Origin of the sequence: Thermomonospora cellulosilytica, from assembly GCF_014138835.1 — a bacterium.
In the GTDB taxonomy this organism is placed as follows: domain Bacteria; phylum Actinomycetota; class Actinomycetes; order Streptosporangiales; family Streptosporangiaceae; genus Thermomonospora; species Thermomonospora amylolytica.
Genome location: NZ_JACJII010000001.1, coordinates 5,674,953 through 5,689,428, shown reverse-complemented (window position 1 = coordinate 5,689,428; position 14,476 = coordinate 5,674,953). Strand labels below are relative to the sequence as shown.

13 protein-coding genes are annotated in these 14,476 nt (G+C 72.1%); 5 read left to right on the top strand and 8 right to left on the bottom strand.

What is annotated here, in order from left to right:
* Positions 1-30: 30 nt before the first annotated feature.
* Complete coding sequence (gene ileS / locus HNR21_RS26815; protein ID WP_182707387.1) at positions 31-3,246, bottom strand: isoleucine--tRNA ligase; 3,216 nt, start codon at positions 3,244-3,246, stop codon at positions 31-33.
* 332 nt (positions 3,247-3,578) lie between these two features.
* Here ileS and HNR21_RS26810 point away from each other — a divergent pair, with 332 nt between their 5' ends.
* From HNR21_RS26810 to HNR21_RS26795, 4 genes are all read left to right on the top strand, one after another.
* Positions 3,579-3,851: a DUF167 domain-containing protein gene (locus HNR21_RS26810; protein WP_182707386.1), complete on the top strand. Its 273-nt coding sequence runs from the start codon at positions 3,579-3,581 to the stop codon at positions 3,849-3,851.
* Positions 3,852-4,059: 208 nt separating this feature from the next.
* Positions 4,060-4,440, top strand: coding sequence for a TraR/DksA family transcriptional regulator (locus HNR21_RS26805; RefSeq protein ID WP_233359190.1), 381 nt, complete (start codon positions 4,060-4,062; stop codon positions 4,438-4,440).
* The gene (gene lspA / locus HNR21_RS26800) at positions 4,413-5,066 is read left to right on the top strand and encodes a signal peptidase II (protein ID WP_182707385.1); all 654 of its coding nucleotides are present in this window, start codon (positions 4,413-4,415) and stop codon (positions 5,064-5,066) included. The genes HNR21_RS26805 and lspA overlap by 28 nt, the downstream gene beginning before the upstream one ends.
* Positions 5,067-5,076: 10 nt before the next feature.
* The gene (locus HNR21_RS26795) at positions 5,077-6,006 is read left to right on the top strand and encodes an RluA family pseudouridine synthase (protein WP_182707384.1); all 930 of its coding nucleotides are present in this window, start codon (positions 5,077-5,079) and stop codon (positions 6,004-6,006) included.
* A 43-nt stretch (positions 6,007-6,049) separates the two neighbouring features.
* Here the strand turns inward: HNR21_RS26795 and HNR21_RS26790 are convergent, their stop codons facing one another.
* The 6 genes from HNR21_RS26790 to HNR21_RS26765 all read right to left on the bottom strand — a co-directional run bounded on the left by HNR21_RS26790 (position 6,050) and on the right by HNR21_RS26765 (position 9,339).
* Complete coding sequence (locus HNR21_RS26790) at positions 6,050-6,889, bottom strand: DUF2382 domain-containing protein (protein ID WP_182707383.1); 840 nt, start codon at positions 6,887-6,889, stop codon at positions 6,050-6,052.
* Between the two features lie 107 nt (positions 6,890-6,996).
* On the bottom strand, positions 6,997-7,308 hold the full coding sequence (locus HNR21_RS26785; RefSeq protein ID WP_119729833.1) for a branched-chain amino acid transport AzlD family protein: 312 nt from the start codon (positions 7,306-7,308) through the stop codon (positions 6,997-6,999).
* A 2-nt stretch (positions 7,309-7,310) separates the two neighbouring features.
* A complete protein-coding gene (locus HNR21_RS26780; RefSeq protein ID WP_376766605.1) occupies positions 7,311-8,054 on the bottom strand; it encodes an AzlC family ABC transporter permease in 744 nt (247 codons plus the stop codon).
* Positions 8,051-8,374, bottom strand: a complete 324-nt coding sequence (locus HNR21_RS26775; RefSeq protein ID WP_119729835.1) for a chorismate mutase — start codon at positions 8,372-8,374, stop codon at positions 8,051-8,053. Before HNR21_RS26775 ends, HNR21_RS26780 begins: the two co-directional genes overlap by 4 nt.
* 420 nt (positions 8,375-8,794) lie before the next feature.
* Positions 8,795-9,100: a hypothetical protein gene (locus HNR21_RS26770; RefSeq protein ID WP_140181783.1), complete on the bottom strand. Its 306-nt coding sequence runs from the start codon at positions 9,098-9,100 to the stop codon at positions 8,795-8,797.
* Positions 9,097-9,339 (bottom strand): ribbon-helix-helix domain-containing protein, encoded by a 243-nt coding sequence (locus HNR21_RS26765; RefSeq protein ID WP_157995983.1) that lies wholly within the window; start codon positions 9,337-9,339, stop codon positions 9,097-9,099. Before HNR21_RS26765 ends, HNR21_RS26770 begins: the two co-directional genes overlap by 4 nt.
* Positions 9,340-9,647: 308 nt before the next feature.
* On the opposite strand from HNR21_RS26765, the gene dnaE reads away from it, so the two are divergent.
* Positions 9,648-13,187: a DNA polymerase III subunit alpha gene (gene dnaE, locus HNR21_RS26760; protein WP_182707382.1), complete on the top strand. Its 3,540-nt coding sequence runs from the start codon at positions 9,648-9,650 to the stop codon at positions 13,185-13,187.
* Between the two features lie 58 nt (positions 13,188-13,245).
* Here dnaE and HNR21_RS26755 read toward each other — a convergent pair whose 3' ends face one another.
* The gene (locus tag HNR21_RS26755) at positions 13,246-13,971 is read right to left on the bottom strand and encodes a DUF6882 domain-containing protein (protein WP_182707381.1); all 726 of its coding nucleotides are present in this window, start codon (positions 13,969-13,971) and stop codon (positions 13,246-13,248) included.
* Positions 13,972-14,476: the final 505 nt, after the last annotated feature.

The following is a 14,476-nucleotide window of genomic DNA, read 5'->3' as shown; positions in this document are numbered from 1 at the left end:
GCGATACATCGCGACAATGGCCCCGGTGGATCATTCCGCCTTGCGGAGGCTGAACGCCAGGCCCAGATCCTCGTCCCGGTGGACCGGCAGCGGCCCGTCCGGCTCGCCCTCGGCGATCCGGACGGCGAGGACCTCGGCGGCGATCTGCGCGTCGTGCGCGCGCAGCGCCTCGGCCAGGTCGGCGGCGGTGGCGCCGTCGGCCCGCCACCACAGCTCGATCCGGTCGGTGACCTCCAGCCCGGTGGCCTTGCGGGCCTCCTGGACCAGCCGGATCACCTCGCGGACCAGCCCGGCCCGGCGCAGCTCGGGGGTGATCTCCAGGTCCAGCGCGACGGTCTCCGCGGCGGCGCTCTCCACCGCCCAGCCGCTGCGGGGCCGTTCGGTGACGATCACGTCGTCGGGACCGAGCACCACCTCGCCGACCTCCGGCACCTGCAGGGCCACCGAGCCGTCCGCGCGCAGCGCGGCGACCAGCCCGGCCGCGTCCGCCCCGGTGACCGCCTTGGCGACCTTGGGGGCGTCCTTCTTGTAGCGGCCGCCCAGCGCCCGGAAGTTCGGCTTGACCTCGTACTCGACCAGGTCCCCGCCGATCGCCGACAGGTCCTCGAAGTGCTCGACGTTCAGCTCGTCGGCGATCTGCGCGCGCAGCTCGGCCGGCAGCGCCGCCCAGCCCGGCGCGCCCACCAGCGCCCGGCCGAGCGGCTGGCGGGTGCGCACCCCGCTGGAGGCGCGGGCCGCCCGGCCCAGCTCGACCAGCCGCCGCACCAGCGCCATCCGCTCGGTCAGCTCCTGGTCCAGCAGCTCGGCGCGGACCCGCGGCCACTCGGCCAGGTGCACCGACTCCGGCGCGCCCTCGGGGCGGATGACGTCCCACACGTAGTCGGTGACGAACGGCACGATCGGCGCCATCAGCCGGGTCAGGGTCTCCAGGCACTCGTACAGCGTGGCGAACGCCGCCGCGCCGTCCGGGGTGTCCGGGCCCTCCCAGAACCGCCGCCGCGACCGCCGCACGTACCAGTTGGACAGGTCGTCGACGAACTCGGCGAGCCGCCGCCCCGCCCGGGCGGTGTCGAACGCCTCCAGCGCCGCGTCCACCTCGCCGACCGTGCGGTGCAGCTCGGCCAGCGCCCAGCGGTCCAGCAGCGGCCGGTCCGCCGGCGCGGGCGCCTCGCCCATCCGCTCCGGCGTCCACGCCCCCTTCCCGTTGGAGGCCGCCGCGTTGCTGTAGAGCACCAGGAACGAGGCGGTGTTCCAGTACGTCAGCAGGACCTTGCGGACGATCTCCTCCAGCGCCGCGTGCCCCACCCGGCGGGCCGCCCACGGCAGGCCGCTGGCCGCCATGAACCAGCGCAGCGCGTCGGCGCCGTGCCGGTCCATCAGCGGGATCGGCTCCAGCACGTTGCCCAGGTGCTTGCTCATCTTGCGGCCGTCCTCGGCCAGGATCAGCCCCAGGCACAGCACGTTCTCGTAGGAGGACCGGCCGAACACCAGCGTCCCCACCGCCATCAGCGAGTAGAACCAGCCGCGGGTCTGGTCCTGCGCCTCACAGATGTACTGGGCGGGGTAGTAGGCCTCGAAGACCTCCTTGTTGCGGTGCGGCGCCCCCCACTGGGCGAACGGCATCGACCCCGAGTCGTACCAGGCGTCGATCACGTCCGGGACCCGCCGCGCCTGCTTGCCGCACTGCGGGCAGGCGAACGTCACCTCGTCCACGTACGGCCGGTGCGGGTCCAGGTCCGACACGTCGCGCCCGGCCAGCTCGCCCAGCTCGGCCAGCGAGCCGACGGCGGTGACGTGGTCGTCCTCGCACAGCCACAGCGGCAGCGGGGTGCCCCAGTACCGGCTGCGCGACAGCGACCAGTCGACGTTGTTGCGCAGCCACTCCCCGTACCGGCCCTCCTTGACGGTCTCGGGGAACCAGTTGGTGCGGGCGTTCTCCGCCAGCAGCTGCTCCTTGATCTGCGTGGTCCTGATGTACCAGGCGGGCAGCGCGTAGTAGAGCAGCGGCGTGTGGCAGCGCCAGCAGTGCGGGTAGCTGTGCTCGTAGTTCTCGTCGCGGAACAGCAGCCCGCGCTCGGCCAGGTCCCTGCGCAGCGTCTTGTCGGCGTCCTTGAAGAACGTCCCCCCGACCAGCGGGACGTCCGTCTCGAACCGCCCGTCCGGCCGGATCGGGTTGACCACCGGCATCCCGGCGGCCCGGCATGCGGTGAAGTCGTCGGCGCCGAACGCCGGCGCCATGTGCACCAGCCCGGTGCCGTCCTCGGTGGTGACGAACTCGGCGGCGATCACCCGGTGCGCGTCCGGGATGTCCACCAGCTCGAACGGCCGCCGGTAGGTCAGCCCCACCAGCTCGGTGCCGGCCAGCCGCTGGACGGCCTCCCAGCCCTCGCCCAGCACCGCCTCGAACAGCGGCTCGGCCACCACCACCGACTCGGCCCCGTTGGTGGCCACCAGGTACGTCACGTCCGGGTGCACGGCGACCGCGGTGTTGGACACCAGCGTCCACGGCGTGGTCGTCCACACCAGCAGGCTGGCGCGCCCGGCCAGCGGCCCGGAGGTCAGCGGGAACCGCACCGTCACCGACGGGTCCACCACCGTCTCGTAGCCGCCCGGCTGGCCCAGCTCGTGGTCCGACAGCGGGGTCCCGCAGCGCGGGCAGTACGGGCTGATCCGGTGGTCGCGGACCAGCAGGCCCTTGTCGTGGATGACCTTCAGCGACCACCACACGGCCTCGATGTACTCGGGGTCCATGGTGCGGTACGCCTGGGACATGTCGACCCAGTAGCCCATCCGCTCGGTCATCGCCTCGAAGGCGTCCACGTGGCGCAGCACCGACTCGCGGCAGCGCGCGTTGAACTCGGCGACCCCGTACCGCTCGATGTCCTGCTTGCCGGTCAGGCCGAGCTCCTTCTCCACCGCGACCTCGACCGGCAGGCCGTGGCAGTCCCACCCGGCCTTGCGGGGCACGTGGAAGCCCTTCATGGTCTTGAACCGGGGGAAGACGTCCTTGAACACCCGGGCCTCGACGTGGTGGACGCCGGGCATGCCGTTGGCGGTCGGCGGACCCTCGTAGAACATCCAGGTCGGGCCCTGGGCGGTGCGTTCCAGCGAACGCTCGAAGACCTTGTTCTCCTGCCAGCGGCGCAGCATCTCCCGCTCCAGGGCGGGCAGATCGACCTGCGCGGGCAGCGCCCTGAACTGACGGCTCACTGCGGGAACCTCCGGTGCGACACGAAAACCCGTCATGTAGGACCGGAGGGACGAGGCGCGCCGATTCCGCGGCCCCGCGGTACCACCCTCCCTTGACCGCGCCCGAGGGCACGGCCCACTTCATTTGGCCTCTCGGCTGCCGGGTCTACTGCACCCCTGGGGATGGTTCTTCCGGCGGCTCCGGGGTGATCAGACCGCCGGGCACGCCTCCGGGCTCGCACCGTCCCCGGATCGCTCATGGCTGCGTTCGGCGGCAGGTGTCCCCATCACTGCCCTGCCTGTGAGACTTGCCGTACAGCAGACGATACTGCACCGGCGGAGCGGAACTCCTCCCGATTTCCCGCGCCGGGCGGCCCGTGGAGGTGACGGTGGCGGTACGGGTGGCGATCCGGGTGGGACCGGGGGCGTCGCGCACCAGGGTCGGCGGCGGCCACGGCGACGCGCTGGTGGTGAAGGTCACGGCGCGCGCCGTGGAGGGGAGGGCCACCGAGGCGGCGCTGCGCGCGGTCGCCGACGCGCTCGGCGTGCGGCGCCGGGACGTGACCCTGGTCAGCGGCGCGACCAGCCGCGACAAGGTGGTCGAGGTGGCCGGGGACGAGAGGGAGATCAGAGCAAAGATCGACGGGTTGCGGGGTTCGTGACGACCGCCCGATGGGCATATGCGGCCTGTTGCCCGTCGGTCGGGCAGTGTCGCGTAGAAGGAGATCCAAGGTGCCCGCAGTGCCCGCAGAGCAGACCAGCGCCGCAACGCCCGCGACGAAGAAGGGCCGGGCGTCCTCCGACACCGCGGCCAAGCGCCGCGGCGCGGCCGAGGGCGCCGGCCGGCACGCCGCCGCGCCGGCCGCCGAACTGCCGGTGCGCGGTGACGAGGAGCGCTGGACCGAGGCGGAGCTGGCCGAGGTGCGCACCCGGCTGGAGGCGGAGGTGACCGCGCTGGCGGCCGAGATCGCCGCCGCCGAGACGCAGATCGCCCAGGGCGACGCCAGCGAGGGCGCCGGCGACGACCAGGCCGACACCGGGGCCAAGACCTACGCCCGCGAGCACGAGATGGCGCTCGCCCACAACTTCCGTGACCTGCTGGCCCAGAACGAACGGGCGATCGAGCGGATGGACGCCGGGACGTACGGTATCTGCGAGTCGTGCGCCAAACCGATCGGCAAGGCGCGCCTGCAGGCCTTTCCTCGTGCGACCCTATGCGTACCATGCAAAACTCGCGAGGAGCGTCGCTGAACGACGCCCACAACCAGCCCGACGCGGCCGAGGGGACCGGCGGGTCCCCTCGGCCCCGCCGTATCGGCGTGCTGATCGCGGTGGCGCTCACCGCGCTGGCCCTGGACGCCGTCACCAAGGTGGTCGTGGTGGCGCGGCTGGAGGGCCGCACCCCCATCGAACTGCTCGGCGGCCTGCTCACCCTGCGGGTCACCCGCAACAGCGGGGCCGCCTTCTCCATCGGCACCGGGATGACGATCGTGTTCACCGTGATCGCCATCGCGGTGGTGGTCGCGATCCTGCGCACCGCCCGCAACCTGCGCAGCCTGCCCTGGGCGATCAGCCTGGGGCTGCTGCTGGGCGGCGCCACGGGTAACCTTGCCGACCGGCTGCTGCGCGCCCCCTCCCCCCTGAAGGGGCACGTGGTGGACTGGATCGAGCTGCCGTACTGGCCGGTGTTCAACCTGGCCGACTCGGCGATCGTGTGCGGCGGCGTCCTGGCGGTCCTGCTGGCCGCCCGGGGCCTGCAGCTCGACGGCACCCGGATCGGCGAGGACACCGGCGCCGAGGCCAGGGACGAGGCCCCGGACGGCCGGGACGCCGGCGACGGCGGCACGGATCGGCGCGGTGACGAAGACGAGGAGTGAGCGGGCAGCGATGGCGGACGTACGCAGCCTCCCGGTCCCGGACGGGCTCGAGGGTGAACGGGTGGACGCGGCGCTGGCCCGGTTGTTCGGGCTGTCGCGCAGCCGCGCCGCCGACATCATCGCCGCCGGGGACGTGCTGCTGGACGGGAGGACGGTCGCCAAGTCCGACCGGGTGCACGGCGGCGGCTGGCTGGAGGTGACGCTCCCGCCACCGCCCGCCCCGCCGCGTCCGGTGGCCGAGCCGGTGCCGGGGATGACGATCCTGTACGAGGACGACGACATCGTGGTGGTGGCCAAGCCGGTCGGCGTGGCCGCCCACCCCACCACCGGCTGGACCGGCCCCACCGTGCTGGGCGGGCTGCTGGGCGCCGGGCACACGGTGGCCACCAGCGGCGCCGCCGAACGGCAGGGCATCGTGCACCGGCTGGACGCCAACACCACCGGCGCGATGGTCGTCGCCAAGAGCGAGGTCGCCTACTCGCGGCTGAAGCGGGCGTTCAAGGAGCGCCGGATCGACAAGCGCTACCACGCGCTGGTGCAGGGGCACCCGGATCCGTTCCGCGGCACCGTGGACGCCCCGATCGACCGGCACCCCTCCGGGGACGGCCGGTTCGCGGTGGTCGCCGGGGGCCGGCCCTCGGTCACCCACTACGACACGCTGGAGGCGTTCCGGGCGGCCAGCCTGCTGGAGATCGACCTGGAGACCGGGCGCACCCACCAGATCCGGGTGCACATGGCGGCGATCCGCCACCCGTGCGTCGGCGACCTGCTGTACGGCGCCGACCCGACGCTGTCGGAGCGGCTGGGGGTGCGGCGGCAGTGGCTGCACGCGATCAGGCTGGGGTTCGAGCACCCGACCACCGGGGAGCAGATGGAGTTCGAGGCCCCCTACCCCGACGACCTGGCGCGTTCCCTGGAACTGGTGGCGGCCGAGTCCTGACCGGGGGTTCCGGCGGCCTCGCGCCGCCGGAACCCCGCCGGGATCACCGGCCCGGGGTATCAGGACGGCCGCGGCGCCGTGTGCGGGTGTCGTCCTCCATCTCGATGTGCTCCTTGCGGACCTCGCCGCCGACGCTCTCCTCCTCGGTGACCGTCTCCTTGGTGGCGCGCACCCGCTCGACCGGGGTGGTCTCCTTGGACACCACCGGGCGTTCCTCGTGCAGCACGACCTCGTGCTCGGCCTCGCTGATGTCAGGGCCGCTCATCGCCCGGTCGCGGTTCTCGTCGGTGATCGGCTCCCGCTCGATCCGCACCTCCTCGTGGCTGACCGGGACGGTCACCTGCTGCTCCTCGGTGACCACGTACTTGCGCAGCCGCACCCGGCCGGTCTCGTGGGTCTCCTTGCCGACCCGCAGCCGCTCCTCCGAACGGGTCATCGCGTCGTCACCGGTCTCCGTCCCGCGCCCCGGTCCCCGCTCCGGTCCGCGCGCGGACTCCCGAGCGGCCGCGGGACCGCCCGTGGCGGCCGCCGGACCCTCCCGGCCGGCCGCGCTCTGCTCGGCGCCCCAGTCGATGCCGTAGTACCGGTACAACTGCTGTTCCTCGCTCGCCGACAGGTGCCCGCCGGCGTCGACGTCCACGTTGGGCGCCTGCTTGATGAAATCCTTGTCGTATCCGGCCTCGACGTGGTCGCGCACCCACTCGGCGCGGCTGGTGGGCACGAACGTCTCCTTGGAGCCGAACATCCCGGTCTTGACGCACAGCCACTCGGGCCGGCCGGTGGCGTCGTCGAGGAAGACGTGCTTGACGTCGCCGACCCTGCTGCCGTGGTTGTCGTAGAGCGGATGGTCCAGCACCTGGGGAATCTGCTGTTCCGTGATCATGACTTGTCCTTTCCTCTCCTGGTCGGCGTACCGCAGAGGACCGGAAAGGACTCGCGCAATCACGGCAAATCCCGGCAAACCGGACAGAAATGTCGCTGGTCGGCGGGTCAGCCGGCCGGCAGCCGCAGCAGCGCGGCGGTGCCCGCGGCGACCGCCAGCACCACCAGGAACGGGGCGCGCAGCAGCAGCGCCGCCACCGCCGCCCCGAGCCCGGCCAGCCGCGGACCGTCCAGTTCCAGCGCCCGGCCGTCGGCGAGGGTCTGCACCGCCACCAGCGCGGTCAGCAGCGCGACGGGCACCAGTTCGGTGAACCGGCGCACCCGCGGGTCGGCCAGCACCCGCTGGGGGACGACCAGCCCGGTCAGCTTCAGCGCGTAGCAGCCCACTCCGGTGGCCAGCACGGCGATCCAGACGGCCATCGTCAGCCCTCCTCGCGTTCCGCGGCGGGGCGCGTCCCCGCCGTCCGCACCATCCCGGCCAGGGCCGCCACCGCGGCCAGCATCACCGGCACCCCGGGCGGCAGCAGCGGGGTGGCGGCGACCGCGACCACGATCGCCGCGACCGCCACGCGCGCCTCGGCGCGCCCGGAGGTCAGCCTCGGCCACAGCAGCGCCAGGAACGCCGCCGGGCCCAGCACGTCCATCCCGAACGCCTCCGGATCACCGATCCGGGCCGCGCCCAGCGCGCCGCCGAGGGTGCTCAGGTTCCAGACCGTGTACAGGCTGAACGCGGTGGCCCAGAACCCGGCGCGCGCCGACCGGGGGTCGGGCTGCGCGGTCGCCACCGCCGTCGTCTCGTCGATCACCACGTGCGCGGTGAGCAGCCGGCGGCGGCCGCGCACTCCCAGCAGCCCGGCCAGCCGCAGCCCGTACAGCCCGTTGCGGGCGCCCAGCAGCACCGCGCCGAGGGTCCCGGCGACCAGGCTGCCGCCGCCGCCGAGCACCCCGGCCAGCGCGAACTGCGACGCCCCGGTGAACGCCAGCAGGCTGAGCACGCAGGCCTGTGCCACCGACATCCCCGCGGTGACCGCCGCCGCGCCGAACGCCAGCCCGGACAGGCCCACCGAGATCCCCACCCCGAGCCCGTCGCGGACGGCCGACCGCGCCGCGGCGGACCCGGCGTCCCGTTCCGCGTCGCCGGCGGCGGTGCCGTCCGAGGCGGTCACCGGGCCTCCTCGGCGGCCTCCAGCCCGGCCTCGATCACCGCGTTCATGATCCGGGCCAGCCGCTCCGCGCCGAGCGCCGGGGCCCGCCGCGCCATCGTCTCCACGATCTGCCGTTCCCGCCGCCGGTCACGCCCGGCGAACCCGCCGACCGGCTTGAGCCGCTGCACCACCCCGGCCAGCTCGGTCCGCCGGGCCAGCAGCACCGCCAGCGCCGCGTCCACCTCGTCGATGGCCGCCCGGGCCTGCTCCAGCGAGCCCACCTCCGCGGGCCGGGGCAGCCGCACCGTCAGGTCGCCGCCGATCGCGTCCGCCGTCGCCATACCGTGTCCTCCGTTCGGCACGGGCCGGCGGAACGGGCGCCGGCCCAAAAAGAAAGAGCAGAGGCCCCGTGGGGAACTCTGCTCGGCCGGCTCCGGGATCGTCGCTCAGGGGGCGTCGACCGGCTCGTCCGGAGCCGGCGAGGTAAACCCGAAATAGCGTCGATCCACGGGCCCAGCCTAGGCAAACCCCCCGGCGTCCGCCAACTTCCGGGCGGTCCGTCTCATCCGACGAGACATGCCCGCCCGGCCGTCCGGGCCGGACGCCGACGTTGGGGAGGCGCCGTGACACGGTCCGCGCCCCATCTGGCGGTGATCGGCTTCGACCGCCCCGGCCAGGCCGCCGGGTTCCTGGCGGCGCCGGTCCGCCGGCGGCGCCGGGCGTCCGCTGACCGGAACGGGCCGGTCAGCGGGAGCGGGACGTCAGTCGCGGATGCCGAACAGCAGGCGCAGCGCGATCTCCATGTGGTCCAGGACCGGCTGCTCGACGTCGCCGATGTGCTCGATGAAGCGCTTGGGGGAGAACGGGCCCACGTCGTAGACCGCCGCGATGCCCTTCACGGGGGTGTCGATGCGGACGCTCAGCACCGTCTCGGGGACCTCACCGGGGTCCTTGATCGGCACCACCTGGATGCCGCGCAGATGGGGGATGAACACGTCGTCGAGGACGACGATGCCCGTCCGCTCGCGGTTAACGGTCTGCAGTCGCCACACCTGGCCGCGCTTCACGCCGCACCCGCGGCGGCGCCCCAGAAATCCGGGTCGCGGTCGGCCTCGATGGTGTGCAGCCAGTCGTCGTCGCCCAGCGCGCCCGCCCCGCCGAGCTGGGCCAGGGCGTCCTCCAGCAGCGCCTTGCGCACCGACTCGCCGATGAACAGCGACCTGGACACGCCGACCCGCTTGACGTGCGCATCCAGCATGCGCAGCTGAGCCGTGGGCAGTGACACGTTGATCCGCTCAGTCGCCATGTCCACAACACTAGTACACACCGAGCGTGTGTATCACCGGTGTGTACGGCCGTGTCGCGAAATGTTTCCCCGTGACGTGGGACACAGCGGGACGGAGGGGGTACAACGGCGGCGCGGGAACGGACGTTCCGGGGCGGGGCGGGCATCCGGAGTGTCGGGCGGCGGGCCGGTGCGGGGCGCGTTAGGCTCGCATCCACCGCGTCGTCCCGGGCCGTGAACCGGGGCGGCGGTCCTTCCCTCGGTCCGGTACAGACGACACGTGCCCGGCGGCACGTGCGCGGTCGCATGCACTAGGAGGCGCAGCGGGCATGAGCGACTCGTTCGTACATCTCCACGTACACACCGAGTACTCCATGCTCGACGGCGCGGCCCGGCTCAAGCAGATGTTCGCCGAGGTCGAGCGGCAGAAGATGCCGGCGGTCGCGATGACCGACCACGGCAACATGCACGGCGCCTACGACTTCTGGAAGCACGCCAAGGACGTCGGCGTGACCCCGATCATCGGGATCGAGGCGTACATGGCGCCCGAGTCGCGCTTCCACAAGAAGAAGGTGCAGTGGGGCGAGCCCTCCCAGAAGCGCGACGACGTCTCCGGCGGCGGCCTGATCAACCACAAGACGCTGTGGGCGCGGGACAAGACCGGCCTGCACAACCTGTTCAAACTGTCCTCGCGGGCCTACACCGAGGGCTTCGTGTTCAAGTACGCCCGGATGGACGAGGAACTGCTGGCCGAGCACGCCGAGGGCGTGATGGCCACCACCGGCTGCCCGTCCGGCAAGATCCAGACCCGGCTGCGGCTCGGCCAGTTCGACGAGGCGCTCAAGGCCGCGGCCACGTTCCAGGACATCTTCGGCAAGGAGAACTACTTCCTGGAGCTGATGGACCACGGGCTGGAGATCGAGCGCCGGGTCCGCGACGGGCTGCTGGAGATCGGCCGCAAGCTCGGCATCCCCCCGGTGGTCACCAACGACTCGCACTACACCCACGAGTCCGAGGCCGCCGCGCACGACGCGCTGCTGTGCGTGCAGGTCGGCAAGCAGTTGTCGGACCCCGACCGGTTCCGCTTCGACGGGTCCGGCTACTACCTCAAGACCGCCGAGGAGATGTACTCGATCGACACCTCCGACGCGTGGGTCGAGGGCTGCAGGAACACCCTGCTGATCGCCGAGCGGGTCGACCCGACCGGGTTCTTCGAGCACCGCAACCTGATGCCGCGCTTCCCGGTCCCCGAGGGCGAGACCGAGGCCTCCTGGTTCCGCAAGGAGGTCATGCGCGGCATGGACCGGCGGTTCCCCGACGGGTACGACGAGGAGCACCGCAGGCAGGTCGAGTACGAGATCGAGATCATCACCCAGATGGGGTTCCCCGGCTACTTCCTGGTGGTCGCGGACTTCATCATGTGGGCCAAGAACAACGGCATCGCGGTCGGCCCGGGCCGTGGCTCGGCCGCCGGGTCGCTGGCCGCCTACGCGCTGGGCATCACCGACCTGGACCCGCTGCCGCACGGGCTGATCTTCGAGCGGTTCCTCAACCCCGAGCGCGTGTCCATGCCCGACGTCGACATCGACTTCGACGAGCGCCGGCGCGGCGACGTGATCCGGTACGTCACCGAGAAGTGGGGCGCCGACAAGGTCGCCATGATCGCCACGTTCGGCACCATCAAGGCCAAGGCGGCCGTCAAGGACGCCGGGCGGGTGCTGGGCTTCCCGTACGCCCTCGGCGACCGGATCTCCAAGGCGTTCCCGCCCGCGGTGATGGGCAAGGAGATCCCGCTGTCGGCGATCTTCGACGACTCCCACCCCCGGCACGGCGAGGCCGGCGAGCTGCGCAAGCTGTACGAGGAGGACGGCGACGTCAAGCAGGTCCTGGACCTGGCGCAGGGCCTGGAGGGACTGATCCGCCAGTGGGGCGTGCACGCGGCCGGCGTGATCATGTCGGCGGAGCCGCTGACCGACCACATCCCGATCATGCGCCGGGACAGCGACGGGGCGATCATCACGCAGTTCGACTACCCGACCTGCGAGACGCTCGGCCTGCTGAAGATGGACTTCCTGGGCCTGCGCAACCTGACGATCATGGACGACGCGCTGAAGGCCATCAAGGCCAACAAGGGCGTCGAGATCGACCTGCTCAAGCTGCCGCTGGACGACTCCAAGACCTTCGAGCTGCTGGCCCGCGGCGACACCCTGGGGGTGTTCCAGCTGGACGGCGGGCCGATGCGGTCGCTGCTGCGGTTGATGAAGCCGGACAACTTCGAGGACATCTCCGCCGTCCTGGCGCTGTACCGGCCGGGCCCGATGGGCGCCAACTCGCACACCAACTACGCGCTGCGCAAGAACGGCCAGCAGGAGATCACCCCGATTCACCCCGAGCTGGAGGAGCCGCTCAAGGAGATCCTGGACACCACCTACGGCCTGATCGTCTACCAGGAGCAGGTCATGGCCATCGCGCAGAAGGTCGCCGGGTACACGCTCGGCGGCGCCGACCTGCTGCGCCGCGCGATGGGCAAGAAGAAGAAGGCCGAGCTGGACCGCCAGTTCGAGTTCTTCGAGAAGGGCATGAAGGACAACGGCTACTCCGACGAGGCCATCAAGGCCCTGTGGGACATCCTGCTGCCGTTCTCCGACTACGCCTTCAACAAGGCGCACACGGCCGGGTACGGGCTGGTGTCGTACTGGACCGCCTACCTGAAGGCCAACTACCCGGCCGAGTACATGGCGGCGCTGCTCACCTCCGTCAAGGACGACAAGGACAAGAGCGCCCTCTACCTCAACGAGTGCCGCCGGATGAAGATCACGGTGCTGCCGCCGGACGTCAACGAGTCCGACGCCGACTTCACCCCCAAGGGCGACACCGAGGTCCGGTTCGGCCTGTCGGCCATCCGCAACGTCGGCGACAACGTGGTGGAGGGCATCATCGCCGCCCGCCGCGACAAGGGCGCGTTCACCGACTTCAACGACTTCCTCAACAAGGTGCCCGCGCAGGTCTGCAACAAGCGCGTGGTCGAGTCGCTGATCAAGGCCGGCGCGTTCGACAGCCTGGGCCACCGGCGCAAGTCGCTGCTGATGATCCACGAGCAGGCCATCGACGCGGTCATCGACATCAAGCGCAAGGAGGCGATCGGGCAGGACTCGCTGTTCGGCGCGCTGGACGAGGGCGACGACGGCGCGGCGTTCTCGGTCGCCATCCCCGACGGCGAGGAGTGGGACAAGACCACCAAGCTGTCGTTCGAGCGGGAGATGCTCGGCCTGTACGTCTCCGACCACCCGCTGCTGGGGGTGGAGCACATCCTGGCCAAGGAGGCCGACACCTCCATCGCCTCGCTCACCGGCGACGGCGACGCCGACCGGCCCGACGGCCAGGTCGTCACCGTCGCCGGCCTGCTGTCGGGCCTGCAGCGCAAGGTCACCAAGCAGGGCAACTCGTGGGCGATGTTCCAGCTGGAGGATCTGGGCGGCTCCATCGAGGTGATGTGCTTCCCCTCGACCTACCAGCTGTGCTCCACGCTGCTGGCCGAGGACGCGATCCTGGTGGTCAAGGGCCGGCTGGACCGGCGCGAGGACGTCGCGAAGATCATCGCGATGGAGGTCACCCAGCCGGACCTGACGGTGAGCGAGTCGGGCGCGCCGCTGGCGGTCACCCTGCCGATCGGCCGGGTCACCCCGCCGGTGGTGGAACGGCTCAAGGAGGTCCTGACCACCCACCCCGGCTCCAACGAGGTGCACCTGCACCTGCAGAACGGCCCGCGCACCACGGTGGTCCGCCTGGACGACTCGCTGCGGGTGCAGCCCTCACCCGCCCTGATGGGCGACCTCAAGCAACTGCTCGGCCCGTCCTGCCTGCTGTGACCCCGCGAAGGTCCGGTGGCCGCCCGGGCGGCCACCGGACCTTCGGCGCGGACCCGGTTCAGCCGGCCGCCGGGCCCGCGGCGACCCGCGCCGACCACTCGGCCAGCCGGCCGTGCTCGTCGAAGACCGCGTGGGCGTGGCCGCCGCCGGGCAGCCGGGCCTCCAGCCCGCCGGGCGTCTCCCGGTACGGCACCCGGTGGTGGCTCAGCAGCCGGGCCAGGGTGAGCCGCGGATCGTGCGGGAACAGGGTGACGGCGTTGGTCACCAGCCGCGGCACCGGGATGGCGTCCCAGCCGGCCCGCGGCGTCTGCGGGTCGTCGACGTGCAGGTACGCCGAGCCGCCGTCGTACCCGGCGCCGATGTAGCCGCCCCCGCCCAGCAGCCCCCCGGCCACCACCGCGATCAGCTCGCCGCCGTGCCCGGCCGGGCCGTCGTACCAGGACAGGTCGATCTCGGGGGTGACCAGCTCCGGCACCCCGAGCCGCTCGCCGGCCTCGCGCACCGCCAGGGTCGGCCGCACCGCCGGATGGTCCTCGCCGAACTGCGGGTTGGCCCACCCCCACAGCCAGGTCTGCTCGCGCACCGCGTAGCTCCCCAGCAGCGACACCCGCACCGTGACGCCGCCGCTGGAGTAGGTCCGGGCGGTCAGGTCGGCGGTCCAGTCCTCGCGCGGCAGGAACTCCGCCAGCGTCTCCTGCTGCTGCAGGACCACCGCGGCCAGGGCCGCGCCGAGACGGTGGAAGGCGGGGCTGAACCCGGCCTGCGTCGGGGTGGGGGCGGACATGTCCGCACATTATCTCAGGACGGGTCGCGACCCGCCGCCCGCTCGGCGGACGGCCGCCCGGGACCTGCGGACCGGCGGGCGGCCGGACCGCCGGAGGCGCCCCGGTCACGGCGTTGACTGGATGTCCGGTCCAATGTCGCGGAATTTTTTCGGACGATTCGGCGCCTCTTGTCCGCGGGCCGAAATATGCCGCCGGACGTCCTCCGGAAAATCGGTCCACGGCCACCATTATTCGGTTGTCCTGGGACCGGGGGGATGGTTGTCCCGGGCGGCTCGGGACAATGTGCCCCCTCGCCCGGGACCCCTCCCACCTCCTGCTCTGAAAACTCTGGAGGTCCTGTCGCTTGCCGTTGCGTTTCCGGAAGGGGCGGAATGTTAACGGCATGCTAATTTCGCCGGACCGACTTCGATTCGGTGGCCTTGCGGTGGATTTCGTGGCTAGCATCCGCTGGTGCCGGGAAAGGCTCGTTCACCTGTTTCCGGTGTGCCGGGGTGGCTGCCACGG

Coding starts and splice junctions, on each gene's coding strand:
- dnaE (WP_182707382.1), top strand. CDS start 9,648: ATGAGCGACTCGTTCGTACATCTCCACGTACACACCGAGTACTCCATG.
- ileS (WP_182707387.1), bottom strand. CDS start 3,246: ATGACGGGTTTTCGTGTCGCACCGGAGGTTCCCGCAGTGAGCCGTCAG.
- HNR21_RS26775 (WP_119729835.1), bottom strand. CDS start 8,374: ATGGCGACGGCGGACGCGATCGGCGGCGACCTGACGGTGCGGCTGCCC.
- HNR21_RS26790 (WP_182707383.1), bottom strand. CDS start 6,889: ATGATCACGGAACAGCAGATTCCCCAGGTGCTGGACCATCCGCTCTAC.
- HNR21_RS26795 (WP_182707384.1), top strand. CDS start 5,077: ATGGCGGACGTACGCAGCCTCCCGGTCCCGGACGGGCTCGAGGGTGAA.
- lspA (WP_182707385.1), top strand. CDS start 4,413: ATGCAAAACTCGCGAGGAGCGTCGCTGAACGACGCCCACAACCAGCCC.
- HNR21_RS26785 (WP_119729833.1), bottom strand. CDS start 7,308: ATGGCCGTCTGGATCGCCGTGCTGGCCACCGGAGTGGGCTGCTACGCG.
- HNR21_RS26755 (WP_182707381.1), bottom strand. CDS start 13,971: ATGTCCGCCCCCACCCCGACGCAGGCCGGGTTCAGCCCCGCCTTCCAC.
- HNR21_RS26765 (WP_157995983.1), bottom strand. CDS start 9,339: ATGGCGACTGAGCGGATCAACGTGTCACTGCCCACGGCTCAGCTGCGC.